Here is a 26667-nt window from a genome sequence, read left to right as displayed (position 1 = left end):
CTTTACGCCATGACTTTGACGCTGGCGACAGAAAAATAGCGTTTTTTCAGGTCGAGAGCAGGCTTCTCGACAAAATGCCATGAGGCGGCACCCACCAGCGCCGACAGCCCCAGCGACAAGAAAGTAAACGCATAAACATCGGTAAGATCAGGGAACAGGCTAGCCAACATCTGTTGAATGACGAAGCCGTAAACGTAGATTCCATACGAGTAATCGAACCGGTTCAAAAAACTCATTTTCTTCGCAAGCACGCAGATCGAAATCAAGCAATAAGGCCACAAGACCAGATAGAAACCTGCGGAGAAGTGCCAGTCACCGCCATTATTGAAGAAGGCCCAAACAATCAGCGCCACAGCCGGCACCGTGATAAACCACGACATGTAGACCTTGTCCTTGAGGTGCGCCAGCAGCGCGCCGTACAAGAACAGATAACCTAGCTCGTTCAGGAACAGTTTGGAGACGGTAAAGACGTAGCTGTCGCGCATGAACGTATCGTGCAGGTGTAAGGTCAGCATCACCAGCATGGCCATCAGCACGAATCGCCAGTTGAACGCCTTCGACCAAGCCAGCACCAGAATGCCGATATAGCACAGCACCTCCAAGGGCAGCGTCCACAGACAGCCGTTCACCACCTGCACGACGTTGTCAGTGAATACGCCGGGTATGAAGGGGTGTAGATCGAACAGGGTTGCGTTTCGAAGGTATTGCCAGGTTTCCGGTTGAGCCATGTATTGAGTGTAACTGGGCGCAAACAAACCGAGGACCAACATGGTCATCAATATGGAAACGAGCAAACCTGGGAAAATGCGCGTTACCCTGTTGGTGAAGAAAGTGACGAGGCTCTGCCCTCTGAGCATCGATAACGTCACCAGATATCCGGAAATAACGAAAAAGGCATCGACGCCAATCTTGCTGAAGCCAATCAGACCATTTCTTTCAAATATGTCACCGTGGTCCAAGCCGAGCACGACGTAAGTATGGGTAATGATTACCAACGATGCGGCAATGAGCCTCACCATCGTAAATCCATTTCTCTTGTCAGCAATCACGTTTTCTTCTCCATCAGCAACCCTTAAAGATACCGGCCGAAGGTCATGCCTTAGCACATGACCGTCAACACTCCGGCGGTGATCCTTATACGCACTTTGGAGACGTCGGCCAACACGCGACCGACGTAGGGTGATCTGGAGCACACTTTCGTGCCTGGGTAGAACCTCGGCTTTGGGTGTGAAAACGCAGCTTAACTGTGAATCAGATTTGCGATTTCAGCAACGCGCTGGGCCACCAAGGCCTCATCACGGCGGCTTTCGACGTTCAGGCGCAGCAGTGGCTCGGTATTGGAGCCGCGCAGGCTGAAACGCCAGTCGGCGAAGGCCACGCTGATGCCATCGGTACGATCAACCTCAGGGGCCTGAGGCAGGTAGAACGCCAAGACCTTCTCAACCGACGCCTTGACGTCGTCGACCTGGTAGTTGATCTCGCCACTGCACGGGAACGCCGCGATGCGTTCGTCCACCAGCTGGGCCAGGGTCTTGCCGCTGACGCTCATCAGCTCGGCCACCAGCAGCCAAGGAATGTTGCCGCTGTCGCAGTAGGCGAAATCACGGAAGTAATGGTGGGCGCTCATCTCGCCGCCGTACACCGCATCCTCGGCGCGCATGCGCTCCTTGATGAAGGCATGCCCGGTCTTGCTCTGGATGGCGTGGCCGCCAGCAGCCTGCACCTGCTCGATGGTGTTCCAGGTCAAGCGCGGGTCATGGATGATCTTGCTGCCCGGGTGCTTGCGAAGCAGCATTTCGGCGAGCAGGCCCACTAGGTAGTAGCCCTCGATGAAGCGGCCCTGGCCGTCGAAGAAGAAGCAGCGGTCGAAGTCGCCGTCCCAGGCCAAGCCCAGGTCAGCTTGGCGCTCGAGCACGGCGTCGCGGGTCAATGCGCGGTTTTCCGGCAACAGTGGGTTGGGCACACCGTTGGGAAACTCGCCATCGGGTTCGCCATTGATGACCTCGATGTGCAGCGGCAGACGCGCCTTGAGCAGCTCGAGCACCGGGCCTACGGCGCCGTTGCCGGGGTCGGCCAGAATCTTGAGCGGTTTGAGCGCCGAGACGTCGACGTAGGTCAGCAGATGATCGACGTAAGCCGTCTTGTCGAAGGCTTCCCGCACCTGGCCTGGAGTCGCGGCCGGTTCACCCAACTGGCCAGCCTCGACGCGGTCGCGAATGGCGAACAATCCTGAATCACCACTGATCGGCTTGGAGTGCTCGCGCACCAGCTTCATCCCGTTGTAGCCCTTGGGGTTGTGGCTGGCGGTGATCATGATGCCGCCATCGGCCTCGAGGTGACTGGTGGCGAAGTAGACTTCCTCGGTGCCGCACAGGCCGATGTCCAGCACGTCAGCGCCCGCCTCGGTCAGGCCGCGGGTCAGGGCCTGGGCCAGCATGGGGCTTTCCAGGCGCATGTCTCGGCCGACCACGTAGCGCTTGCCACCCAGTTCGGCGACCAGCGCGCGGCCGATTCGGTAGGCGACGTCTTCGTTGAGGTCGGCAGGCACTTGGCCACGGATGTCGTAGGCTTTGAAGCAACGGGTCTGGATAGAGGGGTACATGGTTCTCACTTTGACGAGCCGCTCGCGGGCAGAGATCGATGTGTAGGTGGGCTGCGCAGGGGCAACCAATGGCCAACGGCCCGTGGTGCTCGGAAAGAGCACCACGGGCCGTTCGGGGAACGCCGGGTATCAGCCGGTGCAGCGACCGTATTTGTCTTCGAAGCGAACGATGTCGTCTTCGCCGAGGTAGTCGCCGCTCTGCACTTCGATCAGGACCAGGTCGATGACGCCTGGGTTTTCCAGTCGGTGCGTGTGGCCTGCCCGAATGAAGGTGGATTCATTGGTGTGCAGCATCATTTCCTTGTCATCGTTGACCACCACGGCGGTACCACTGACCACGATCCAGTGCTCACTGCGATGATGGTGCATCTGCAGTGACAACGACGCCTTGGGTTTGACCACGATGCGCTTGATCTTGAAGCGCTCGCCGTTCTCCAGGGTGGTGTAGGTACCCCAGGGGCGGTGTACGGTACGGTGCAGCTGGTGCACGGTGTGGCCCTTGCTCTTGAGCTGGCCGACGATGTGCTTGACGTCTTGGGCGTGGTCCTTGTGGGCGATCATCACCGCATCGGGCGTATCGATCACCAGCAGGTCCTCGACGCCGACCAGTGCGGTCAGGCGGCCTTCGCTGTTGACGTAGTTGTTGCGCGAGGCATGCGCCAGCACTTCGCCTTCAAAACGGTTGCCGTCGGCGTCCGCTGGGGTGAGTTCGCTGACGGCGTTCCACGAGCCGATGTCGCTCCAGCCGATGTCGCACGGTACAGTGGCGACGCGGTCCGAGCGCTCCATCAGCGCGTAGTCGATGGAAATGTCCGGCACTTGCGCGAAGCTCTCCGGATCGATGGTCAGGCAGCTGTAGCGGGTAGCCTCGGCCAGGCGCGACTGGCTCTTGGCATGCAGGGCGGCCTGCAACACATCGGGCGAATGCTTTTCGAATTCTTCCAGTACGGTGCCGACACGGAAGCAGAACATGCCCGAGTTCCAGAAGTAGTTGCCCGCTGCCACGTACGACTCTGCCAGCTCGAGGTTGGGCTTCTCGACGAAGCGCTCGACCTTCAAGCCCTGTGGCAGCTCACCTGCCAAGCCTGCTTCGATATAGCCGAAGCCGGTTTCGGGGTACTGCGGCTTGATGCCGAAGGTCACCAGCCAGCCGTTGTTGGACAACTCGACGGCTTTGGACACGGCTTCGGCAAAGGCTACTTCGTCCTGGATCAGGTGATCGGCGGCCAGGACCAGCATGTGTGCGTCAGCGCCATGGCTGTCACGCAATTGCAACGCTGCCAGCGCCACGGCTGCGGCCGTGTTACGACCGAAAGGCTCGAGAATGAACGCTTGCGCAGGGCCGTTTTGCTGAACGCCGCGGTATTCGTCTTCGGTCTTGAACAGCAGTTCTCGGTTGGTAACGGTCAGAACTTCCGACACACCTGGCAGGTTCGAAGCGCGCAGGAACGTTTTTTGAATCAGATTCTGACCATCAGGCAGGGTCATGAACGGCTTGGGATGAGCCTCGCGCGAGACGGGCCACAACCGGCTGCCCACACCGCCTGACAAAATTACGGGTATCAAGTCCATATCTTATAATCCTGCTAGCCATTGGCATGGCACGTAGACGAAACGCAAAGTACTTCAGCAAACGATCTGCCGCCTTGCACCTTTAACGTTCAAGTTTCCTTGTTGATCCAACTGCTTGGCTCGAAACGAGCGTAAAGGCAGGCATACCCCAGAATCCGAGAGGCCCAAGAATATCAGAGAACATTACCTGAGGCTTGCTCACGGGTGCGGTATGGGGCAATCCGTTGTCGCCCCCTTGGACCATAATGAGAGTCATTCGATCTCCACAGCGAGTGCTTTTTTTGCATAGACCTCGCGCAAGCGCGCCGCCAGTGCATGCCGGGCGGGCGGATCGCCGTGCACCAGGCGGATGCGTGCCGGCCATCGATCCATGCCGGTCACGAACTCGACCAACCCGTTCTGATCCGCATGAGCCGAATACCCCGGCACCGTGCAGACCTTGGCCCGAATCTCGTACAACTGCCCATCCAGGTCGACCGACACCACACCTGCCGCACCCGCGCTCGCGCGAATCACCGCACCCGGCGTGCCCTGGACCTGATGGCCGACGAATACCACCTCATGACGCGGATCGCCGAGCATGGCTTTGAGGTAGGCGACGATGCGCCCGCCTGAGCACATGCCGTTACCGGCGATGACGATCGCAGGCTTGCCTGTGCTGTTGAGGTAGTTGACGACCTGGCGATGTTGCGCGTGGCTGTCGATGCTGATCAGTTGCTCGAAGCCCAGCGGCGCTCGCCCTGCCTGCAACCGTTGACTGGCCTGCACATTCCAGTGGGCGCTCAGCTCGCGATAGACCTGGGTGATGCGCTGGGCGAGCGGCGCGTCGAGGATGATCGGTAACTGCGCCCAGTCCAGCACGCGCAAAGGATCATCGGCCGGGCCGGCCTGGCCCCGCTGGCGCAATGCCTTGCGGTGCAGAATGTCTTCGAGGTCGAACAGCAGTTCCTGCGTGCGGCCCAGGCTGAATGCCGGGATCAGTACGGTGCCGTGGTCCGCGAGCGCCTGGTCGATGATGGCTTCGAGGGCATCACGCCGTTCGCCGCGGGCACCGTGCACTCTGTCGCCATAGGTACTTTCCAGCACCAGCAGGTCCGCCCGCTCGGGTGGCTCGACCGGGCGTAGCACTGCGCTGTCGTTTGCACCCAAATCCCCCGAAAATACGATTCGAGCGCTCTGCTGGCTCGACGATTCGAGCACATCACATTCCACGTAGGCCGAGCCCAGTAAATGGCCGGCTCGCCGCAGACGCACACGGCATGTCAGGCCCGGACGCTCGATGACGGCATGCCAATGATCGAACGGCAGAGGTTGCAAGCGCGCCTGCACGAACGCCAGGTAACGCGATACCTCGGCAGGATCGTCGCTGATGCTCAACTTATAGGCATCTTCCAAGACCAAGGGCAGGAGTTTGGCCGACGGTTCGCTGCACAGGATCGGCCCACGATAACCCGCCGCGAACAGCGCCGGCAGGCGGCCGACATGGTCCAGGTGAACATGGGTGAGCACGAGGGCTTCGATACCGCTGAGGTCGAAGGCAATGCTTGGCTTGCCTGTGGCCGCGTCCTTGCCCTGTGCCAAGCCGCAGTCGATGAGCACGCTGGTAGCAGCGTCGAGGTGCAGTTGATGGCAAGAGCCGGTGACCGTCTGGTGTCCGCCATGGTGAGACAAACTGGGATAACGCATCGCAATACGCGCTCAGTAGCGACAGGGCGCGGTATTACGGCAGACGGAGGGGTATGGCGGAATCGGATTTCCGCCATCATCGTGCAGGAATTTTCTTACTTTTCGGCGAGTGCGGCTTCGCGAGCTTGAAGGCGAATCCGTCGGCGTGTGCGCATCACGGCATAGCTGCCCAGCAATGGGCCAACGGCCAGGCCAATGATCAGAGCTGCCAGAACAGGCACCGCCACAGGCATTGCGGGAGACGCCCAGCCAAACAGCAGCAGCGACACGTCCTGCTGATTTTCAAGCACGAAGAACAACACGACCGCCGCCAGTAACAACACCAGCACCGCCACCAGGGCACGTTTGAGATTACGCATCAGAAATTCCTTGCGGCACTCAAGGCTTCTGCCTCGTGCTCGTCTTCGTTGACTCGGTCGCGCAGCTCTTTGCCCGGCTTGAAATGCGGGACGAACTTGCCATCGAGACTGACCGACTGCCCAGTCTTGGGATTTCGCCCTACTCGCGCTGAGCGATAGTGCAGAGAAAAGCTACCAAATCCACGGATCTCGATGCGATCACCCGTAGCCAGGCACTGCGACATTTGTTCAAGCATGGTCTTGATTGCCAGCTCCACGTCACGGGGCGAGAGCAGCCCCTGGTGGGTGACAATCCGTTCGATCAGCTCCGACTTCGTCATGTTTTTCCCTTCGTTATCAAGCAGCTAGATCATTGCTTAATCAGGTTGTAGCACGCTCCGCAGGATTTGAACAGGCCGGTTATTGACTTAAGCAGAAAATTCAAGGCTGGCGCGCGGAGACCCTGCAAACAGACCCGAGCGGGTGCACGAAGGTTCACCGTGCAGAGACACATAACCCAGCAAGGCGTGGGCACGGCCCTGAGTTCAAGGCAAAAAAAAGGGTGACCGAAGTCACCCTTTTGCTACCAAAACAGAACTCAGTTCTGTTTAGCCATTGCTTCGCGCAGCAGCGCAGCCATGGTGGTATCTGCAGCAGCTTCCGGAGCAGCTTTCAGGCTCTGGATAGCTTCGCGCTCTTCAGCATCGTCTTTCGATTTGATCGACAGGCTGATGACGCGGGACTTGCGGTCGACGCTGATGATCTTGGCTTCGATCTCTTCGCCTTCTTTCAGAACGTTACGCGCGTCTTCAACGCGGTCACGGCTGATTTCGGAGGCTTTCAGAGAAGCTTCGATATCGTCGCCCAGGGTCACGATAGCGCCCTTGGCGTCAACTTCCTTGACGATACCTTTGACGATAGCGCCTTTGTCGTTGACAGCAACGAAGTTGGAGAACGGATCGTCTTCCATCTGCTTGATGCCCAGGGAGATGCGCTCGCGCTCTGGGTCAACCGACAGGATGACGGTTTCCAGCTCGTCGCCCTTCTTGAAGCGACGCACGGCTTCTTCGCCAGCTTCGTTCCAGGAGATGTCGGACAGGTGAACCAGACCGTCGATGCCGCCTTCCAGACCAATGAAGATACCGAAATCGGTGATCGACTTGATGGTGCCGGAGATCTTGTCGCCCTTGTTGAACTGGCCAGAGAAGTCTTCCCATGGGTTCGACTTGCACTGCTTGATGCCCAGGGAGATACGACGACGCTCTTCGTCGATGTCCAGAACCATGACTTCCACTTCGTCGCCAACCTGAACGACTTTCGACGGGTGGATGTTCTTGTTGGTCCAGTCCATTTCGGAAACGTGTACCAGACCTTCAACGCCTTCTTCCAGCTCAGCGAAGCAGCCGTAGTCGGTCAGGTTGGTCACACGCGCAGTGACGCGGGTGCTTTCTGGGTAGCGAGCTTTGATAGCGACCCATGGATCTTCGCCCAGCTGCTTCAGACCCAGCGAAACGCGGTTACGCTCACGGTCATACTTCAGGACTTTGACGTCGATCTCGTCACCAACGTTAACGATCTCGGAAGGATGCTTGATGCGCTTCCAGGCCATGTCGGTGATGTGCAGCAGGCCGTCGACGCCGCCCAGGTCCACGAAGGCACCGTAGTCGGTGAGGTTCTTGACGATACCTTTGACCTGTTGGCCTTCCTGCAGCGATTCCAGCAGCGCTTCGCGCTCTGCACTGTTCTCGGCTTCCAGGACGCTGCGACGGGAAACGACAACGTTGTTGCGCTTCTGGTCCAGCTTGATGACCTTGAATTCCAGCTCTTTGCCTTCGAGGTGGGTGGTGTCGCGCACTGGGCGGACATCAACCAGGGAGCCCGGCAGGAACGCACGGATGCCGTTAACGTCGACAGTGAAGCCGCCTTTAACCTTACCGTTGATAACGCCCTTGACCACTTCTTCGGCAGCGAAAGCAGCTTCCAGAACAATCCAGCACTCGGCGCGCTTGGCTTTTTCACGGGACAGCTTGGTTTCGCCAAAGCCGTCTTCGACCGCGTCCAGCGCAACGTGAACTTCGTCACCGACCTTGATGGTCAGCTCGCCAGCGTCGTTGAAGAACTGCTCGAGCGGGATGACGCCCTCGGACTTCAGACCAGCGTGAACGGTAACCCAGTCGCCGTCGATGTCGACAACGATACCGGTGATGATTGCGCCCGGCTGAAGATTGAGGGTTTTCAGGCTTTCTTCAAAGAGTTCTGCAAAGCTTTCGCTCATTTTCATTCCTGTAGATTCGGGCGAAACAGACGCCCATCGCCACACTCCAGACAATGTGGGTTTCGTTTAGATAAAGAAAAGCTGGCAGGACGATGACTGGTGCACCTGCCGGCTTTCCTGATGATCAGTGGATATCGCGTAGTGCGAGCTCGCTCCTGATACGTTCCAGCACCTGCTCGATGGACAACTCGGTAGAGTCCAGCTGTATCGCATCGGCCGCCGGTTTGAGCGGGGCCACTGCACGCTGGGTATCACGCTCATCGCGTGCCCGTATCTCATCTAGCAGACTCGACAGACTAACATCTTCGTTCTTGCCCTTCAACTGCAGGTAACGGCGGCGAGCACGCTCCTCTGCGCTGGCGGTCAGGAACACTTTCAGCGGCGCATCGGGGAACACCACGGTGCCCATGTCGCGACCGTCGGCAATCAGGCCCGGCATTTCACGGAAGGCGCGCTGGCGCTGCAGCAGCGCATCGCGCACGGCAGGCAGGGCAGCGACGGCCGAGGCCCCGGCCGCGACGGTTTCGGTGCGAATGGCGTGACTGACGTCCTCACCTTCGAGGATGATCTGCTGCAACTTGCCCGGCTTTGCCGCGATGAACTGCACATCCAGATGCGCGGCCAAGGCCTTGAGCAGCTCTTCGTTGGTCAGATCGACGCCATGGTTGGAGGCGGCGAACGCCAGCAGGCGGTACAGCGCACCCGAATCAAGCAGGTTCCAGCCCAGCTCGCGCGCCAGCAGGCCTGCGACGGTGCCCTTGCCCGATCCACTTGGGCCGTCGATGGTGACGACAGGCGCGATCATGCCTTGCCCTCCTCTGCGACACGAATGCCCACCTCGGCGCACAGGGCCAGGAAGTTGGGGAAGGAGGTCGCCACGTTGGCGCAGTCATGAATGCGGATCGGCGCACTGGCGCGCAACGACGCAACGCTGAACGCCATGGCGATGCGATGGTCGCCGTGGCCATGCACTTCGCCGCCGCCGATCTGGCCGCCGTCGATGATGATGCCGTCCGGGGTGGGCTCGCACTGCACGCCCAGGGCGATCAGGCCATCGGCCATGACCTGGATCCGGTCGGACTCCTTGACCCGCAGCTCTTCAGCCCCACGCAGCACCGTACGCCCTTCGGCGCACGCCGCGGCGACGAACAGCACCGGGAACTCGTCGATGGCCAGCGGCACCAGGTGCTCGGGAATCTCGATGCCCTTGAGCGGCACACCCCGCACACGCAGGTCGGCCACCGGCTCGCCGCCCACTTCGCGCTGATTCTCCAAGGCGATGTCACCGCCCATCAGCCGCAGAATGTCGATGACCCCGGTGCGGGTCGGATTGATACCGACATGCTCGAGCACCAGCTCCGAGCCCTGAGCGATCGAAGCCGCGACCAGGAAGAAGGCTGCCGAAGAAATGTCCGCCGGAACCTCGATGCGGGTGGCGCTCAACGTACCGCCCGATGTGAGCGATGCGACGGGCCCGTTTGACTCGACCGCATAACCAAAACCGCGCAGCATGCGCTCGGTGTGGTCGCGCGTTGGCGCGGGCTCGGTAACAGTGGTCCGCCCCTGGGCATACAGCCCGGCAAGCAGCAGACAGGATTTCACCTGCGCGCTGGCCATCGGCAGCGTGTAGTTGAGCGCCTTGAGCGTCTGCCCGCCGCGGATGGTCAGCGGCGGCCGCCCTTCAGGCCCGGTCTCGACCACCGCGCCCATGTCCCGCAGGGGGTTGGCCACGCGGTTCATCGGACGCTTGGACAGCGAGGCATCACCGGTCATGGTCACATCGAACGGCTGCGCCGCCAACAGCCCGGAGAGCAGGCGCATGGACGTGCCGGAGTTGCCCACGTAGAGGGGGCCAGGCGGCGGCTTCAGGCCATGCAGGCCGACGCCATGGATGGTCACACGGCCATGGTGCGGCCCTTCGATGACCACACCCATGTCGCGGAACGCCTGCAGCGTGGCCAGGGCGTCTTCCCCTTCGAGGAAGCCCTCGACCTCGGTCGTGCCCTCGGCCAGCGAGCCGAGCATGATCGAGCGATGGGAAATGGATTTGTCGCCCGGTACGCGAATACGTCCGGACAGGCGGCCGCCCGGTTGGGCCAGGAAGATCAGGTCGTTGGCGTTCATAGCGTCCACATAGGCCCGGCGGGCCAGGATTTTACTGAAATGCTCGCGGGCCACCTTGGCGCGGGTGAACACACCCAGCAGCTGGTGCCCGTCCCCAGCATCGACCGCGTCGCGCAAGGCGTCGAGGTCGCTGCGAAAAGTGTCCAGTGTGCGCAGGACGGCCTCGCGATTGGCGAGGAAGATGTCGTGCCACATGATCGGATCGCTGCCGGCGATCCGAGTGAAATCACGAAAACCGCCCGCAGCGTAGCGGAAGATCTCGAGGTTTTCATTGCGCTTGGCCAGCGAGTCGACCAAGCCGAAGGCGAGCAGGTGCGGCAGGTGGCTGGTGGCGGCCAGCACTTCGTCATGCCGCTCGACCGGCATGTGCTCGACATCGGCGTCCAGCGCGCGCCACAGGCGATCCACCACAGCCAAAGCATCGGCGTCGGTCTCCTGCAACGGCGTGAGAATGACCTTGTGCCGACGGAACAACGCCGCATTCGAAGCCTCCACGCCGCTCTGCTCGGAGCCTGCAATCGGATGGCCCGGCACGAACCGCGCCAGCCCAGCGCCGAGCACCCGGCGCGCTTGGCGCACGACGTTGCCTTTGGCACTGCCGACATCGGTCAGAACGGCACGCCCGAGATCGAGCCCTGCCAGCACTGCCAGAACCTTCTCCATGGCCAGGATCGGCACGGCCAGCTGGATAACGTCTGCACCGCTGCACGCGATGGCCAGATCCTCTTCACAACGATCCACCACACCCAGGGCAACGGCTTGCCGGCGCGATTCGGCGTCAAGGTCGACGCCGACCACTTCGCGGCACAACCCGCGCTCACGCAGACCTTTGGCGAAGGAGCCGCCGATCAGACCGAGCCCGACCACCACCAACCGCCCGACGAGGGGCTGCGGCGCTTGTTTTACCACTTCAACCACGCGTGCACATCCTGTTCTGTACGACGATCACTGCCGCTGTGCGGCAAGTCCAGGCTCGCAACCTCAAAGCACGGCTTTCGGGTAAGAGCCCAGCACCTTGAGACCCACGGCCTCCTGACTGATGCTCTCGAGCACGGCCTTGATCAGTGGATCGCGGTGATGGCCGACGAAGTCGATGAAGAACACGTACGTCCACTTGCCACTGCGCGACGGACGCGTCTCGATGCGCGTCAGGTCGATGCCGTTGTCATGGAACGGCACCAGCAGCTCATGCAACGCGCCGGGCTTGTTGCTCATCGAGACGATGATCGAGGTCTTGTCGTCGCCGGTCGGCGGCACTTCCTGGTTGCCGATCATCAAAAAGCGCGTGGAGTTGTCCGGGCGGTCTTCGATCTTCTCGGCCAGACGGCTCAGGCCGTACAGGTTGGCTGCCATTTCGCCGGCAATTGCCGCCGAGTTCCACTCGCCCTTGACCCGCTTGGCGGCCTCGGCATTGCTCGACACGGCAATACGCTCGACGTTCGGGTAATGCGCATCGAGCCACTTGCGGCACTGCGCCAGCGATTGGGCATGGGAATAAATGCGCGTGATGCTGTCGGTCTTGGTGTTTTCACCTACCAGCAGGTGGTGGTGAATACGCAACTCGACTTCGCCACAGATGACCATGTCGTGTTCGAGGAAGCTGTCGAGGGTGTGGCTGACTGCGCCTTCGGTGGAGTTTTCCACCGGCACCACACCGAAATTGACCGCACCGGCGGCCACTTCACGGAACACCTCGTCGATGGCCGCCATGGGCCGGCTGACCACGGCATGCCCGAAGTGCTTCATGGCGGCCGCTTGGGTAAAGGTGCCCTCAGGGCCGAGGTAGGCCACCTTGAGCGGCTCTTCCAGCGCCAGGCACGAGGACATGATCTCGCGGAACAGCCGCGCCATTTCCTCGTTACCCAGCGGGCCGGGGTTGCGCTCCATGACACGCTTGAGCACTGCCGCTTCACGCTCAGGGCGGTAGAACACCGGCTGCTCGCCCTCGGCGAGGCTGGCAGTCTTGACCCGGGCAACTTCCTGGGCGCAGCGGGCGCGATCGCTGATCAGCTCGAGAATTTTCTCGTCGAGGCTGTCGATGCGCACGCGCAGCGCCTTGAGCTCTTGCTCGACCATCAGGCGTGCTCCTTCTCGAATTCAGCCATGTAGCCGACCAAGGCCTCGACCGCCTCCATACCCAAGGCGTTGTAGATGGAGGCACGCATGCCGCCCACCGAGCGATGGCCCTTGAGGTTGAGCAGACCACGCGCGTCGGCACCGGCCAGGAAGGCCTTGTCCAGACGCTCGTCGGCCAGGCGGAACGGCACGTTCATCCAGGACCGGGCATTGTGGCTGATGGGGTTGCTGTAGAAGTCACTGGCATCGATGAAACCGTACAGCCGGTCTTTCTTGGCCCGGTTGCGCTGCTCCATGGCGTCGACGCCGCCCTGCTCTTTGAGCCATTCGAAAACCAGGCCCGAGAGGTACCAGGCGTAGGTGGCCGGGGTGTTGTACATCGAGCCGTTGTCGGCCGAGACCTTGTAGTCGAGCATGGTCGGGCAGCTGCTGCGGGCGCGGCCGAGCAGGTCTTCACGCACGATCACCACCACCAGGCCGCTCGGGCCGATGTTCTTCTGCGCACCGGCGTAGATCAGGCCGTACTGCGAGACATCGATGGCACGCGAGAGAATGTCGGACGACATGTCGACCACCAGCGGCACGTCACCGGTGGCGGGCACCCAGTCGAACTGCAGACCACCGATGGTTTCGTTGGAAGCGTAATGGACATAGGCCGCGTCGCGGCTCAGTTGCCACTCGTTCTGCCCAGGAATGGCCAAGTAGTCGTAGGGTTTGGCGCTGGCGGCGACATTGATGTTGCCGAAGCGGCGAGCCTCATCGATGGCCTTCTTCGACCAGATGCCGGTTTCGACGTAGTCCGCCGTGCCGGTTTCCGGTAGCAGGTTGAGGGGAATTTCCGCGAACTGCTGGCTGGCGCCGCCCTGCAGGAACAGGACCTTGTAGTTCGAGGGGATGCACAGCAGGTCTCGCAAGTCCTGCTCGGCCTTTTGCGCAATGCCGACGTAGTCGTCACTGCGATGGCTCATCTCCATCACCGACAGACCCTTGCCGTGCCAATCGAGCATCTCCGACTGGGCACGCTGCAGCACAGCGTCAGGAAGCGCAGCAGGGCCTGCGCAGAAGTTAAAGGCTCGTTTGCTCACATCCACTCTCGCTCTGCTCTGGTCAGTCAACGGGGCGACCTGTGTCGCCCCGTCGGGTTTACGCCATGTTATTCCTGGCCGGACTCTTCGGCGGCCGCTGGGCCGTCTTCATCCAGCCCGTCGAGGGCCACACGCGCCACACCGTCTTCGTCCAGCTCGATCAACTCGTCGAGGTCTTCGGAAGGCTCCTGGATACGCTCCAGACCCACCAACTTCTCGTCGCTGGCCAGCTTGATCAGGGTCACACCCTGGGTGTTGCGGCTCAGGCTCGACACTTCACCGACCCGGGTACGCACCAGCGTGCCCTGGTCGGAAATGAGCATGATTTCCTCCCCCTCGTGCACCTGGATGGCGCCGATCAGGTTGCCGTTGCGGCCCTTGGTGCCCATGGCGATGACGCCCTGACCACCACGCCCGCGGCGCGGGAACTTGGACAGCGGGGTGCGCTTGCCATAGCCACGCTCCGACGCGGTGAGGATCTGCGCGCCGGACTCGGGGATCAGCATCGAGATCACCTCGTGACCTTTGGGCAGACGCATGCCGCGCACGCCACGGGCGCTTCGGCCCATCTGACGGATCACACTCTCGGCAAAGCGGATGACCTTGCCGGCACTGGAGAACATCATGACCTCTTTGGCGCCATCGGTGATGGCAGCAGCGATCAGGGTGTCACCCTCTTTCAGTTTCACCGCGATCAGGCCGCTGGTACGTGGTCGGGCGAACTGGGCCAACGGGGTTTTCTTCACGGTGCCGCACGCGGTTGCCATGAAGATGAACGCGCCGGTCGGCTCAGCGACCAGTTCCGGCGTGTCGCCTTCTACTTCGTCGATCTCTTCCGGCTCGATCACTTCACCTTCGAGCACCGCATCATCGGCCTCTTCGAGCTCTTCATCGGGGTCGGCGTTCTGCTGCAAGGCTTCGAGATCGATCTGCAGCATCGCCGTGATGCGCTCGCCGTCTTCGAGCGGGAGCAGGTTGACCATTGGCCGACCGCGCGCAGCGCGCGACGCTTCAGGGATGTCGTAGGTCTTGAGCCAGTAGACCTTGCCCTTGCTGGAGAACAGCAACAGCGTGGCGTGGCTGTTGGCGACCAGCAGGTGCTCGATGTAGTCCTCGTCCTTCACACCGGTAGCCGACTTGCCTTTGCCGCCACGGCGCTGGGCCTGGTAAGCGGTCAGGGGCTGGGTCTTGGCATAGCCGCCATGGGAGATGGTCACCACGCGCTCTTCCTCCGGGATCATGTCGCCGTAGTTGAGGTCATGGCGGGCATCGAGGATTTCGGTGCGGCGCACATCGCCGTATTCGGCACGGATGGCTTCGAGCTCTTCGCGGATCACTTCCATCAGGCGCTCGGCGCTGCTGAGGATGCGGATCAGCTCGCCGATCTGCGCGAGGATTTCCTGGTACTCGGCCAGCAGCTTCTCGTGCTCGAGGCCGGTCAGGCGGTGCAGGCGCAGGTCAAGGATGGCCTGGGCCTGTTCCGGCGACAGCCAGTACTTGCCTTCATGCAGACCGAACTGCTCGGGCAGGTCTTCCGGACGGCAGGACTCAGCGCCCGCGCGCTCGACCATGACCTGCACGGCAGACGATTCCCACGGCGTGGAGATCAGCGCTTCCTTGGCTTCGGAAGGCGTGGGCGAGGCTTTGATCAGGGCGATGACCGGATCGATGTTGGACAGTGCAACCGCCTGCCCTTCAAGGATGTGGCCACGCTCGCGGGCCTTGCGCAGCTCGAACACGGTACGCCGGGTCACCACTTCGCGACGGTGACGGACGAACGCTTCGAGCAGGTCCTTGAGGTTCAGCAGGCGCGGACGGCCGTCGATCAGCGCAACGATGTTGATGCCGAACACGCTTTGCAGCTGGGTTTGCGAATAGAGGTTGTTGAGCACCACTTCCGGCACTTCGCCACGGCGCAGCTCGATGACGATGCGCATGCCGTCCTTGTCGGACTCATCGCGCAGCTCGGTGATGCCCTCGAGCTTCTTCTCCTTGACCAGCTCGGCGATCTTCTCGATCAGGCGGGCCTTGTTCAGCTGGTACGGCAGCTCGGTGATGACGATCTGCTGGCGGCCACCGACCTTGTCGATGTCTTCGATGGCCGAGCGGGCGCGCATGTAGATGCGGCCACGGCCGGTACGGTAGGCCTCGATGATGCCCTGGCGACCGTTGATCTGCCCGGCAGTCGGGAAGTCCGGACCCGGGATGAACTGCATCAGCTCATCGACCGTGATCTCGGCGTTGTCGATCAGTGCCAGGCAGCCATCGATCACTTCGCCGAGGTTGTGCGGCGGAATGTTGGTGGCCATGCCCACGGCGATGCCGCTGGAGCCGTTGACCAGCAGGTTGGGGATGCGCGTGGGCATGACCGCCGGGATCTGCTCGGTGCCGTCATAGTTCGGCACCCAGTCGACGGTGTCCTTGTGCAGGTCGGCCAGCAGCTCGTGCGCCAGCTTGGACATGCGCACTTCGGTGTATCGCATGGCCGCGGCGTTGTCGCCGTCGACCGAACCGAAGTTGCCCTGGCCGTCTACCAGCAGGTAGCGCAGCGAGAACGGCTGCGCCATGCGCACGATGGTGTCGTAGACGGCAGTATCACCGTGGGGGTGGTACTTACCGATGACGTCACCGACCACACGGGCGGATTTCTTGTACGGCTTGTTCCAGTCGTTGCCCAACTCGCTCATCGCAAACAGAACGCGGCGATGCACCGGCTTCAAGCCGTCACGCGCATCGGGCAGCGCTCGCCCGACAATCACGCTCATCGCGTAGTCGAGGTAAGACTGTCTCAGTTCGTCTTCGATATTGACCGGGAGGATTTCTTTGGCCAGTTCGCCCATGAGAAGCCTGATTCCTTTTTCTGGTGAAACTCCGTCAAATCCCTCCTGGGACGAACGAAGCTCGCCGCCGCAACGCACAAGGGTGCGACGACTTACGACAAATCAATGAGTTGTGACATGGATTTGCGCAATGAAGACAGCCATCATGGGCCGCCTTGGAAACCGCCGGATGTTACCACAACGACCGGGGTGATGGGAGATATGGCAGCATCTCGCGCGTGCTGCCGATCGCTCTGTCAAACGCGCCAGATTGCGTTTCAGTGCAAGCGCTTGCGGCACATCCTCTGCGCGATCTTGGCTGCATCCGGACGCTCGATGATGCCGCGTTCGGTCACGATCACATCGATCAGGTCAGCCGGGGTCACATCGAACACGGGATTGGCCACTTCCACACAAGCGGCTACGCGCTCACCGGCCACATCCAGCAGCTCGTCGGCATGACGCTCCTCCAGCACGATATCGTCGCCGCTCTCCAGGTTCAGGTCGATGCTGGTACTGGCCGCCACTACCATGAAACGCACGCCGTGGTGCATGGCCGCCACTGCCAGTTGATACGTGCCGATCTTGGCAGCGACGTCACCGTTGGCCGCAATGCATTCGGCACCGACGACCACCCAGGTGATGCCTTTGGTCTTCATCAGGTGAGCAGCGGCGGAATCCGCGCACAGCGTCACCGCCACGCCTTCGTTGGCCAGCTCCCAGGCGGTCAGTCGCGAACCTTGCAGCCAGGGCCGGGTTTCATCGACGTAGACGCGCTCGACCATGCCTTCGAGCTGCGCGGCGCGAAGCACCCCAAGCGCCGTGCCGATGCCACCGCTGGCCAGGGCGCCGGCATTGCCGTGGGTGAAAAAGGTCTGCTCGCTGCCTTGGTGCCGACGGATCAGCTCGACCCCGTACTGGGCCATGGTCAGGTTGGCTTCACGGTCGCTCTCGTGGATCGCCACGGCTTCGGCGTCGAGCGCGGCCAGCGCATTTTCGCCAGGGCGCACCCGCAACCAGCGCTCGCGCATGCGGCTGAGCGCCCAGAACAGGTTGGCGGCCGTCGGGCGCGACTCGGCCAGGGCCATGAAGTCTTCTTCCAGGGACTGCTCCCAGCCCTCGCCCTCTGCCAGCCGCTCGCGCATCGCCAGCACCAGCCCATACGCGGCGCTGATGCCAATGGCCGGCGCGCCGCGCACGGCCATGTTGCGGATCGCCGCGACCACCTCGCCCACCTCGGTGCAGACCAGCCAATGCTCGTGAGCCGGCAACAGGCGCTGATCGAGCAGGTGCAGCGCGCCATCGCGCCAGCGGATGCCGATCACCTTCTCTGCCGCCAAAAGTCGCTCGCGCATTGCTTCTCCCCGTCGTTGGCCTGTGAAAAACGGCGAAGTATACCGAGCTGTCTGCACGGGTGCTCGGGAAACGCTTGCCCGCGTCTTCGGCGGGCCCTGCCGGGGAAGCTCAACCCTCTGGCATTGCGGTATACTCCGCGTTCTGCCGAAATTCAGGTACACCCTGCATGCCCAGTGCCGCGCCCCCTGTCGACCTGCTGCTGATTCCCCAATGGCTGGTGCCGGTCGAACCCGCAGGCGTGGTGCTGACTGAGCATGCCCTGGGCGTGCGTGACGGTCTGATCGCCTGGATCGGTCCGCGCCACCGGGCGCCCGCAGCCACGCACGTGCGCGAACTGCCTGATTGCCTGCTCGCGCCTGGGCTGATCAACGCCCACGGCCATGCCGCCATGAGCCTGTTTCGCGGCCTGGCCGACGACCTGCCCTTGATGACCTGGCTCGAACAGCACATCTGGCCGGCCGAGGCGCGCTGGGTCGACGAAGCCTTCGTGCGCGACGGGACCGACCTGGCCATTGCCGAACAGCTGCTCGGCGGCATCACCTGTTTCGCCGACATGTATTTCTTCCCGCGCCAAGCCTGCGACCGCGTGCAGCGCAGCGGCATCCGCGCGCAGATCGCCGTCCCCTTGCTGGACTTCCCGATCCCCGGCGCGCGTACCGTGGACGAGGGGCTGCATCACGCCATCGAACTGTTCGACGACCTGCGCCAGCACTCGCGCATCACCCTGGCGCTGGGGCCCCATGCACCGTATACGCTGAGCGATGCCAGCCTGGAAAAGATCCGCGTCATCGCCGACCAGCTCGACGCGCCGCTGCAGATGCATGTGCACGAAACCGCTAGCGAAGTGGCGCAGGCCGTGAGCGAGCACGGTGAGCGCCCCCTGGCCCGGCTCAGCCGCCTGGGCCTGCTTGGCCCGCGCATGCAGGCGGTGCACGTGACCCAGGTCAGCGATGACGACTTGGCCTTGCTGGTAGAAAGCAACACCAGCGTGGTGCACTGCCCGGAGTCCAACCTCAAGCTGGCCAGCGGTTTCTGCCCGGTGGAGCAGCTGTGGCAGGCCGGCGTGAATGTCGCGGTCGGCACCGATGGCGCGGCCAGCAACAATGACCTCGACCTGCTCGGTGAAACCCGTACCGCTGCGTTGCTGGCCAAGGCCGTGGCCGGCTCCGCCAGTGCCCTGGACGCCCATCGCGCCCTGCGCATGGCCACATTGAATGGCGCCCGCGCCTTGGGCATCGAGGCGCACGCCGGCTCGCTGGAAGTCGGCAAGGCTGCGGACCTGGTGGTGTTCGATTTGTCTGGCCTGGCGCAACAACCGGTGCATGACCCGGTGTCACAACTCATTTATGCCACGGGCCGCGATTGCGTGCGGCACGTGTGGGTCGAAGGGCAGCAACTGCTCGACGACCGCCGCCTGACCCGCATGGACGCCAACGCCCTGGCCGCCACCGCGCGGGCCTGGGGCGAGCGCATGCGCGCGCAGCGCCCATGACAGGGCAGCGCTGCAGGCACCCTTATTAATGAAGATCTTCCGAGGAATGGTTCAATGAGCAACGTTGATCGCGCTGAAATCGCCAAGTTCGAGGCCCTCGCCCATCGCTGGTGGGACCGCGAGAGCGAGTTCAAGCCGCTGCATGACATCAACCCACTGCGCGTCAACTGGATCGACGAGCGCGTCGGCCTGTCGGGCAAGCAGGTGCTCGACGTCGGTTGCGGCGGCGGCATTCTCAGCGAAGCCATGGCCCTGCGTGGCGCTAGCGTCACTGGCATCGACATGGGCGAGGCGCCGCTGTCGGTCGCTCGCCTGCACCAGCTGGAATCCGGCGTGCAAGTGGACTACCGGCAGATCACCGCCGAAGCGCTGGCTGACGAAATGCCCGGCCAGTTCGATGTGGTCACCTGCCTTGAGATGCTCGAACACGTGCCGGACCCGTCCTCGGTCATCGAGGCCTGCAAACGCTTGGTCAAGCCAGGCGGCCAGGTGTTCTTCTCGACCATCAACCGCAACCCCAAGGCCTACTTGCTGGCCATCGTCGGCGCCGAATACATCCTCAAGATGCTTCCGCGCGGCACCCACGACTTCAAGAAATTCATTCGCCCGTCCGAGCTGGGCGCGTGGGGCCGTACAGCTGGCCTGGAGGTCAAGGACATCATCGGCCTGACCTACAACCCGCTGACCAAGCACTACAAGCTCAGCAGCGATGTTGACGTCAACTACATGATCCAGACCCTGCGCGAGGCTTAAGCATGCGTTTGCGAGCTGTTCTCTTCGACATGGATGGCACCTTGCTGGACACCGCGCCAGACTTCATCGCCATCTCCCAGGCCATGCTCGCCGAGCGTGGCTTGGCGCCTGTCGCTGACAAGACCGTCCGCGACGTGATCTCGGGCGGTGCGCGGGCGATGGTCTGCGCAACCTTCGGCATCGAGCCCGAGGATGCGCGCTTCGAGCCCTTGCGCCTGGAGTTTCTCGAGCGCTACCAGCGCGACTGCGCGGTGCACAGCCGCCTGTTCGACGGTATGGAAACCGTGCTCGACGACATCGAGAAAGGCGGCCTGCTGTGGGGTGTGGTGACCAACAAGCCGCTGCGCTTCGCAGAGCCGATCATGCAGCGCCTGGGCCTGGCCGAGCGCTCGGCGCTGCTGATCTGCCCGGATCACGTGAAAAACAGCAAGCCCGACCCCGAGCCGCTGATTCTGGCCTGCGCCACCCTCAAGCTGGACCCGGCCAGTGTGCTGTTCGTCGGTGACGACCTGCGCGATATCGAGTCGGGTCGTGACGCCGGCACCCGTACCGCCGCCGTGCGCTTTGGCTATATCCACCCCGAGGACAACCCCAACAACTGGGGCGCCGATGTGGTGGTGGACCATCCGCTGGACCTGCGCAAGGTGCTCGACAGCGCGCTGTGTGGCTGCTGAGCGCGCCGCTTTCCCATTTCCGAATGCAAGGACGTTTGCCATGTTCGACTACACCGCCCGCCCCGAGCTGCTCAAGGATCGCGTGATCCTGGTCACCGGTGCTGGTCGCGGCATCGGTGCCGCCGCCGCCAAGGCCTACGCTGCGTTGGGCGCCACCGTGCTGCTGCTGGGCAAGACCGAGGCCAACCTGAATGAGGTGTACGACCAGATTCAGGCCGCCGGGCATCCGCAGCCGGTGGTGATCCCGTTCAACCTGGAAACCGCCCTGCCGCACCAGTACGACGAGCTGGCAGTGATGATCGAGAACCAGTTCGGGCGCCTCGATGGGCTGCTCAACAATGCCTCGATCATCGGGCCGCGCACGCCGGTGGAGCAGTTGTCGGGCGACCACTTCATGCGCGTGATGCACATCAACGTCAACGCCACGTTCATGCTCACCAGCACCTTGCTGCCGTTGCTGAAACTGTCGGAAGACGCTTCGGTGGTGTTCACCTCCAGTAGCGTGGGCCGTGTCGGCCGGGCGTACTGGGGCGCCTATGGCGTGTCGAAGTTCGCCACCGAAGGCCTGATGCAGACCTTGGCCGACGAGCTGGACGGCGTGGCGCCGGTGCGTTCCAACAGCATCAACCCCGGGGCGACCCGCACGAGCATGCGTGCCCAGGCCTACCCCAGCGAAAACCCGCAGAACAACCCACTGCCCGAAGACATCCTGCCGGTGTACCTGTACCTGATGGGGCCGGACAGCAAGAACGTGAATGGGCAGGCGCTGAACGCGCAGTGAGGACACGCTGGGTGAATGGGCCGGCGTTGTTGGTTCAGCCCAAGGGAAGCGGTAGCGTGGTCGAATCGGGTGGCAGCCAGGGGGCCGGCGTTGCCGGCCATCGCGGTTGAAGCCTGATACAGGATCGTGTGAACTTCAACTATCCCGTGCCTCGGCTGGAGCGGCCGGTCCGGCGCCCCGGTCAGTCGCGATGACCGGCGAAGCCGGCCCAGTGCTAACAACCTTGATTCACATAACGAGACCCTGCCTTTCTCCTGGAGTCATCCTTGCCCGCCACGTCCCTCATCCGCCTGATCCTGCTCGCCGCCGTCTGGGGTGCGAGCTTCTTGTTCATGCGGATCATCGCCCCAGAGCTTGGCACCGTACCCACTGCGTTCTTTCGCGTGTCCATCGCCTGCCTGGGCCTGATCGCGATCGTCGCCGCGTCTCCGGTGGGCTGGCATTTCCAGGGCAAGCTCAAAGCGTGCCTGGTGTTGGGGATGATCAACTCCGGGGTTCCCGCGACCTTCTATTCAGTGGCCGCGCAAGTGTTGCCGGCCGGCTACTCAGCGATCTTCAACGCCACCACGCCGCTGATGGGCGTGCTGATCGGTGCGCTGTTCTTCCATGAACGCATGACCCTGCCCAAGCTGATCGGCATCTTCCTCGGCCTGCTCGGCGTCGCCATCCTCAGCGGTGCGGGGCCCGTGGCGCTGGATGCGGCGCTGATACAAGGCGCCCTCGCCTGCCTGGCGGCCACCACTTGCTATGGCTTTGCGGGGTTTCTGGCGCGGCGTTGGCTGGGCGGGCTGGACAGTCGACTGTCGGCGCTTGGCAGCATGCTAGGGGCCACGTTACTGCTGACCCCGGCGTTTCTGTGGAGCGTCACCACCCAGCCGCCGGCCAGCTGGGGCGGTTGGTCGGTCTGGGGCTCACTGCTGGGCCTGGGCCTGCTGTGCACGGCGTTTGCCTACGTGTTGTATTTCCGCCTGCTGAGCGACATCGGCCCGGTGCGAGCCAGTACCGTAACCTTCCTGATCCCGGTGTTTGGCGTGCTGTGGGGCGCGTGGCTGCTGGATGAGCCGCTGTCGCTCGGCCACCTGTACGGCGGCGTGCTGATCAGCCTGGCGCTGTGGCTGGTACTGCGCCCTGCCCGCGCCAAATCTCTGGATCCGGCATGAGCGAAGGCCTCAGTGACTTCTGCAAGGTTCTGGTGCGCCTGCCGCACGACGCCAACGGCTACCCCACCGCCTCGGTAGAAGGCCTGTGGGCGCAGCGCACCGAGACCGGCTACCGGATCGACAGCCTGCCCTTCCACGCCTATGACATCGCGCCTGGCGACCTCATCAGCGTGCGCCGCGACGGCGAAGCTCTGTGGCTCGACACCCTGCTGCGCAGCAGCGGCGCTTCGATGTTGCGCGTCAGGGTCAAGGCCAACGATGACCTGGATGAGGTGCACGCCGCGCTCCAGGACTTCGCCTGCCCCTGCGAGCTGGAGCGCTCGACACGGCTGCTGGCCATTCACGTCCCGGCGCAGGCCAGCATCGCCCCGCTGCTGTACTTTCTGCTGGTACAGCGCGAGGCCGGGATCGTCGACTTCGAGGAAGGGGTACTGCGGCACGCGCTACCGGACGGTCTGCTGCCCGGCGCGCGCTGAGCCTCAGAACAGGCTCGGAACGGGTTTAGAACAGCCAGCGGTACAGCAAATACGCCACCAGCACCGCCAGCACCGGGCGCAGCACGCGGTAGGCCTTGGGATTGGCACGCTTGAATTGCTTTACCTGCGCGCTGAATGTGTTGCTGAAGCGCTTGCTCCAGGCATAAGCCTGGTTGATCCCGCCGACGCGCTCGTCGTCCGTGTTCTGCGGCGCGGTAGCGCGACCGAGGAAGGCACTGACCTTGCGATTGAGGCGGGTCATCAGCGGGCTGTTGAGCGGGCGCTCGACGTCGCAGAAAAGAATCACCCGGGTCATGTCGGTTTCGTTCTTTACCCAATGCACATAGGTTTCATCGAACATCACGTCTTCGCCGTCACGCCAGGCGTACGGCTGGCCGTCGACGTAGATGCGGCAGTTGTCGGAGTTCGGCGTCGACAGGCCCAGGTGATAGCGCAGGGAACCGGCGAACGGATCGCGGTGCGGGTTGAGGTGGCTGCCGCCCGGCAACAGGGCGAACATCGCGCCTTTGACGTTGGGGATGCTGCTGACCAGCTCCACGGTGCGCGGGCACAGCGCCTCGGCAGACGGCAGCGGTTTGTCGTACCACTTCAGGTAGAAGCGCTTCCAGCCCTTCTTGAAGAACGAACCGAAGCCTGCGTCGTTGTCTTTCTCGGCGGCGCGAATATAGCCCTCGTCGAACAGGCGCATGGCCTCGACACGGATTTCCTGCCAATTGTCTTTGAGCACGTCGAGTTCGGGAAAGCGCTGGCGATCCAGATACGGCTTGGATGGCACGCCGGAGAACAGGTACATCAGCGCGTTGTAGGGGGCGAACAGCGCCGAATGGTTGACGAACTGGCGCAGGACCGGCAAGCGCGCCTTGCCGCGCAGGTGCACGTACAGCACGCTGCCAATGAACACCAGCAGGACACCCGCCTTGGCGATGAAGGAAAACGTCATGCAACACTCCTTGGAGAGGAAAACAGGCGATGGCTGCCAGAAATCGCCGGACATCATAAACCCATCCGCCCCAGGGAAAAACAACCCGGGGCGATGCGTCCGATCAAGAGTGTGCGCGTCGTGCGCCGATCCGGCATTGCGCCGGATCAGTGGTGCAGAGCGACGCTGGGCTTACTGCTGGTTTTCCTGCTCGCTGAACAAGTCACTGAACAACATGCTCGACAGGTAGCGCTCGCCGGAATCCGGCAGGATCACCACAAGGGTCTTGCCCTGCATTTCCGGCTTTTCCGCCAGGCGCACAGCCGCAGCCATCGCCGCGCCGCAGGAAATCCCGCAGAGAATGCCCTCCTCCTGCATCAGCCGCAGGGCCATGGCCTTGGACTCTTCATCGGTGACGGTCTCGACCAGATCGACCATGGTCAGGTCGAGGTTCTTCGGCACAAAACCGGCGCCAATGCCCTGGATTTTATGAGGGGCCGGTTGCAGTTCCTGGCCAGCCAGGGTCTGGGTGATCAGCGGCGAGCTGGCAGGCTCCACCGCCACCGACAGGATCGGCTTGCCTGCGGTGTGTTTGATGTAGCGCGAAATGCCAGTGATGGTGCCGCCGGTGCCGACGCCTGCGACCAGCACATCGATGGCGCCGTCGGTGTCGTTCCAGATTTCCGGGCCGGTGGTCTTCTCATGGATGGCCGGGTTGGCCGGGTTCTCGAACTGGCCAGGCATATAGTAGAGAGAAGGGTCGGAGGCGACGATTTCGCTGGCTTTCTCAATGGCACCTTTCATGCCTTTGGCCGGCTCGGTGAGCACCAGTTCGGCGCCCAGCGCCTTGAGCACCTTGCGCCGCTCCAGGCTCATCGAAGCGGGCATGGTCAGCAGCAATTTGTAGCCACGGGCAGCGGCGACGAAGGCCAGGCCAATGCCGGTGTTGCCCGAGGTGGGCTCGACCAGGGTCATGCCCGGCTTGAGTTTGCCGCTGGCTTCCGCCTCCCAGACCATGTTCGCGCCGATCCGGCACTTGACCGAGTAGCCGGGGTTGCGCCCTTCGATCTTGGCCAGGATGGTCACCCCGCGCGGGGCGATGCGGTTGATCTGTACCAGGGGCGTGTTGCCGATGGAGTGGGCGTTGTCTGCGTAGATGCGGCTCATGCTGGGTCCTTTGGCAGGCGATGTAGACGCTCAGGGTAAGCCTGCCCCGGTAGCCCGTAAAGCCTGTCGAACTCGCGGCAAGCGCTCACGGTCAACCACCTACCGCATCTGGAGAGGCACCATGGAGCACTGTCGATGAAAGCCCGTTACCGCTGGCCACTGATCAGCCTTGCCAGCCTGCTCGTGCTGCTGGTGGCCCTGCACTTGGCGCTGCCGTGGCTGGTGCGCGACTACCTGAACGAGAAACTGGCCGACATGGGCGAATACCGGGGCCAGGTGAGCGACGTCGACCTCGCCTGGTGGCGCGGTGCGTACACGATCAACGGCCTGAAGATCGTCAAGACCAGTGGCAAGGTGCCGGTGCCGCTGCTCGAAGCCCCGGTGATCGACGTTTCGGTGAGCTGGCATTCGCTCTGGTACGACCAGGCGGTGGTGGCCCAGGTGACCTTCGACAGCCCGGTGATCAACTTCGTCGACGGTGGCAGCCAGCAGACGTCTCAGTCCGGCCAGGGCACCGATTGGCGTCAGCAGCTGGACAAGTTGTTGCCTATCACCCTCAACGAAGTGCTGATTCATGACGGTACCCTCAGTTTCCGCAACTTCCAGTCCAAGCCCCCGGTACGCCTGCAGGCCACCCAGCTCGAAGCCAGCATCCACAACCTGACCAACGTGCGCGACCAGGCAGGCCGCCGCGATGCCAGCTTCGAGGCCAAGGCGCGGCTGTTCGGCGACGCCAAGGTCGAGAGCAACGCCACGTTCGACCCGTTCAGCGACTTCGATGACTTCCAGTTCCGCCTACGCGCCCGCGACATCACCCTGCGCCAGCTCAACGACTTCGCCAGCGCTTACGGCAAGTTCGACTTCAACGCCGGCCACGGCGAAGTGGTGATCGAGGCCCAGGCCGAGAACGGTCGGCTCAATGGCTACATCAAGCCGCTGCTGCGCGATGTAGAGGTGTTCAATTGGCAGCAGGATGTGGAAAACAAGGACAAGGGGTTCTTCCGCTCGGTCTGGGAAGCGGTGGTCGGCGCCAGCCAGAACGTGTTGAAGAACCAGCCGAAGAACCAGTTCGCCACCCGTGTCAATCTCAGCGGCAGCGTGCACCAGCAGGACATCAGCGCCTTCCAGGCTTTCCTGCAGATCCTGCGCAACGGCTTCGTGCAGGCGTTCAATGCCCGCTACGAGCAGCCAAAACCCGACGCCGAATGAAGCCCCGCTCTGCCCGATGCCCGTCGGTTGGCCCGCGTTTTGACGGTTGGGGCTGCCTTGCAGCCCATCGCGGCTGACCGGT

The 26667-nt window shown here is 62.6% G+C and carries 22 protein-coding genes; 7 read left to right on the top strand and 15 right to left on the bottom strand.

The window, feature by feature from the left end; all coding sequences use genetic code 11:
• Positions 1-2: 2 nt before the first annotated feature.
• The 13 genes from SJI00_RS01390 to mtnA form a co-directional block, all read right to left on the bottom strand.
• Positions 3-1049 (bottom strand): acyltransferase family protein, encoded by a 1047-nt coding sequence (locus SJI00_RS01390; protein WP_322459976.1) that lies wholly within the window; start codon positions 1047-1049, stop codon positions 3-5.
• 191 nt (positions 1050-1240) lie between these two features.
• Entirely contained in the window at positions 1241-2602 is a 1362-nt protein-coding gene (locus tag SJI00_RS01385) for a phosphohexomutase domain-containing protein (RefSeq protein WP_322459975.1), read from the bottom strand.
• Between the two features lie 129 nt (positions 2603-2731).
• Entirely contained in the window at positions 2732-4174 is a 1443-nt protein-coding gene (locus SJI00_RS01380) for a mannose-1-phosphate guanylyltransferase/mannose-6-phosphate isomerase (RefSeq protein ID WP_322459974.1), read from the bottom strand.
• Positions 4175-4426: 252 nt separating this feature from the next.
• On the bottom strand, positions 4427-5860 hold the full coding sequence (locus SJI00_RS01375; RefSeq protein ID WP_322459973.1) for an MBL fold metallo-hydrolase: 1434 nt from the start codon (positions 5858-5860) through the stop codon (positions 4427-4429).
• A gap of 95 nt (positions 5861-5955) precedes the next feature.
• Positions 5956-6219: a LapA family protein gene (locus tag SJI00_RS01370; RefSeq protein ID WP_322459972.1), complete on the bottom strand. Its 264-nt coding sequence runs from the start codon at positions 6217-6219 to the stop codon at positions 5956-5958.
• A complete protein-coding gene (ihfB, locus tag SJI00_RS01365; protein WP_322459971.1) occupies positions 6219-6539 on the bottom strand; it encodes an integration host factor subunit beta in 321 nt (106 codons plus the stop codon). Before ihfB ends, SJI00_RS01370 begins: the two co-directional genes overlap by 1 nt.
• 257 nt (positions 6540-6796) lie before the next feature.
• Positions 6797-8473 carry a 30S ribosomal protein S1 gene (rpsA, locus tag SJI00_RS01360; protein WP_322459970.1) on the bottom strand — a complete coding sequence of 559 codons (1677 nt, stop codon included), beginning with the start codon at positions 8471-8473 and terminating at the stop codon, positions 6797-6799.
• Positions 8474-8597: 124 nt separating this feature from the next.
• Positions 8598-9278 carry a (d)CMP kinase gene (gene cmk / locus SJI00_RS01355; protein WP_322459969.1) on the bottom strand — a complete coding sequence of 227 codons (681 nt, stop codon included), beginning with the start codon at positions 9276-9278 and terminating at the stop codon, positions 8598-8600.
• Positions 9275-11515 carry a bifunctional prephenate dehydrogenase/3-phosphoshikimate 1-carboxyvinyltransferase gene (locus tag SJI00_RS01350; protein WP_322459968.1) on the bottom strand — a complete coding sequence of 747 codons (2241 nt, stop codon included), beginning with the start codon at positions 11513-11515 and terminating at the stop codon, positions 9275-9277. Before SJI00_RS01350 ends, cmk begins: the two co-directional genes overlap by 4 nt.
• 63 nt (positions 11516-11578) lie before the next feature.
• On the bottom strand, positions 11579-12673 hold the full coding sequence (gene pheA / locus SJI00_RS01345; protein ID WP_312931105.1) for a prephenate dehydratase: 1095 nt from the start codon (positions 12671-12673) through the stop codon (positions 11579-11581).
• The gene (gene serC, locus SJI00_RS01340; RefSeq protein ID WP_322459967.1) at positions 12673-13758 is read right to left on the bottom strand and encodes a 3-phosphoserine/phosphohydroxythreonine transaminase; all 1086 of its coding nucleotides are present in this window, start codon (positions 13756-13758) and stop codon (positions 12673-12675) included. Before serC ends, pheA begins: the two co-directional genes overlap by 1 nt.
• 68 nt (positions 13759-13826) lie before the next feature.
• Positions 13827-16598 carry a DNA gyrase subunit A gene (gene gyrA / locus SJI00_RS01335; RefSeq protein WP_322459966.1) on the bottom strand — a complete coding sequence of 924 codons (2772 nt, stop codon included), beginning with the start codon at positions 16596-16598 and terminating at the stop codon, positions 13827-13829.
• 257 nt (positions 16599-16855) lie between these two features.
• Positions 16856-17932, bottom strand: a complete 1077-nt coding sequence (gene mtnA, locus SJI00_RS01330) for an S-methyl-5-thioribose-1-phosphate isomerase (RefSeq protein ID WP_322459965.1) — start codon at positions 17930-17932, stop codon at positions 16856-16858.
• Between the two features lie 167 nt (positions 17933-18099).
• Here mtnA and SJI00_RS01325 point away from each other — a divergent pair, with 167 nt between their 5' ends.
• The 6 genes from SJI00_RS01325 to SJI00_RS01300 all read left to right on the top strand — a co-directional run bounded on the left by SJI00_RS01325 (position 18100) and on the right by SJI00_RS01300 (position 23269).
• The gene (locus tag SJI00_RS01325; RefSeq protein WP_322459964.1) at positions 18100-19425 is read left to right on the top strand and encodes a TRZ/ATZ family hydrolase; all 1326 of its coding nucleotides are present in this window, start codon (positions 18100-18102) and stop codon (positions 19423-19425) included.
• A 54-nt stretch (positions 19426-19479) separates the two neighbouring features.
• Positions 19480-20178, top strand: a complete 699-nt coding sequence (gene ubiG / locus SJI00_RS01320) for a bifunctional 2-polyprenyl-6-hydroxyphenol methylase/3-demethylubiquinol 3-O-methyltransferase UbiG (protein WP_322459963.1) — start codon at positions 19480-19482, stop codon at positions 20176-20178.
• Positions 20179-20180: 2 nt separating this feature from the next.
• Complete coding sequence (mupP, locus tag SJI00_RS01315) at positions 20181-20852, top strand: N-acetylmuramic acid 6-phosphate phosphatase MupP (protein ID WP_322459962.1); 672 nt, start codon at positions 20181-20183, stop codon at positions 20850-20852.
• Positions 20853-20892: 40 nt separating this feature from the next.
• The gene (locus SJI00_RS01310) at positions 20893-21633 is read left to right on the top strand and encodes a YciK family oxidoreductase (RefSeq protein ID WP_322459961.1); all 741 of its coding nucleotides are present in this window, start codon (positions 20893-20895) and stop codon (positions 21631-21633) included.
• Positions 21634-21899: 266 nt separating this feature from the next.
• Positions 21900-22793 carry a DMT family transporter gene (locus tag SJI00_RS01305; RefSeq protein WP_322459960.1) on the top strand — a complete coding sequence of 298 codons (894 nt, stop codon included), beginning with the start codon at positions 21900-21902 and terminating at the stop codon, positions 22791-22793.
• Complete coding sequence (locus tag SJI00_RS01300) at positions 22790-23269, top strand: DUF4265 domain-containing protein (RefSeq protein WP_322459959.1); 480 nt, start codon at positions 22790-22792, stop codon at positions 23267-23269. The genes SJI00_RS01305 and SJI00_RS01300 overlap by 4 nt, the downstream gene beginning before the upstream one ends.
• Before the next feature lie 25 nt (positions 23270-23294).
• Here SJI00_RS01300 and SJI00_RS01295 read toward each other — a convergent pair whose 3' ends face one another.
• Together SJI00_RS01295 and cysK are read right to left on the bottom strand one after the other, a co-directional pair.
• Positions 23295-24230 (bottom strand): aspartyl/asparaginyl beta-hydroxylase domain-containing protein, encoded by a 936-nt coding sequence (locus SJI00_RS01295; protein WP_322459958.1) that lies wholly within the window; start codon positions 24228-24230, stop codon positions 23295-23297.
• Between the two features lie 171 nt (positions 24231-24401).
• Entirely contained in the window at positions 24402-25376 is a 975-nt protein-coding gene (gene cysK, locus SJI00_RS01290) for a cysteine synthase A (RefSeq protein WP_322459957.1), read from the bottom strand.
• A gap of 135 nt (positions 25377-25511) precedes the next feature.
• Between cysK and SJI00_RS01285 the strand changes: the two genes are divergently transcribed.
• Positions 25512-26585, top strand: coding sequence for a DUF748 domain-containing protein (locus SJI00_RS01285; protein WP_322459956.1), 1074 nt, complete (start codon positions 25512-25514; stop codon positions 26583-26585).
• The last annotated feature ends 82 nt before the right edge of the window (positions 26586-26667 follow it).

It is taken from the genome of Pseudomonas gebzensis (assembly GCF_034427815.1).
In the GTDB taxonomy this organism is placed as follows: Bacteria; Pseudomonadota; Gammaproteobacteria; order Pseudomonadales; family Pseudomonadaceae; genus Aquipseudomonas.
This window is presented reverse-complemented; position numbering and strand designations above follow the sequence as displayed.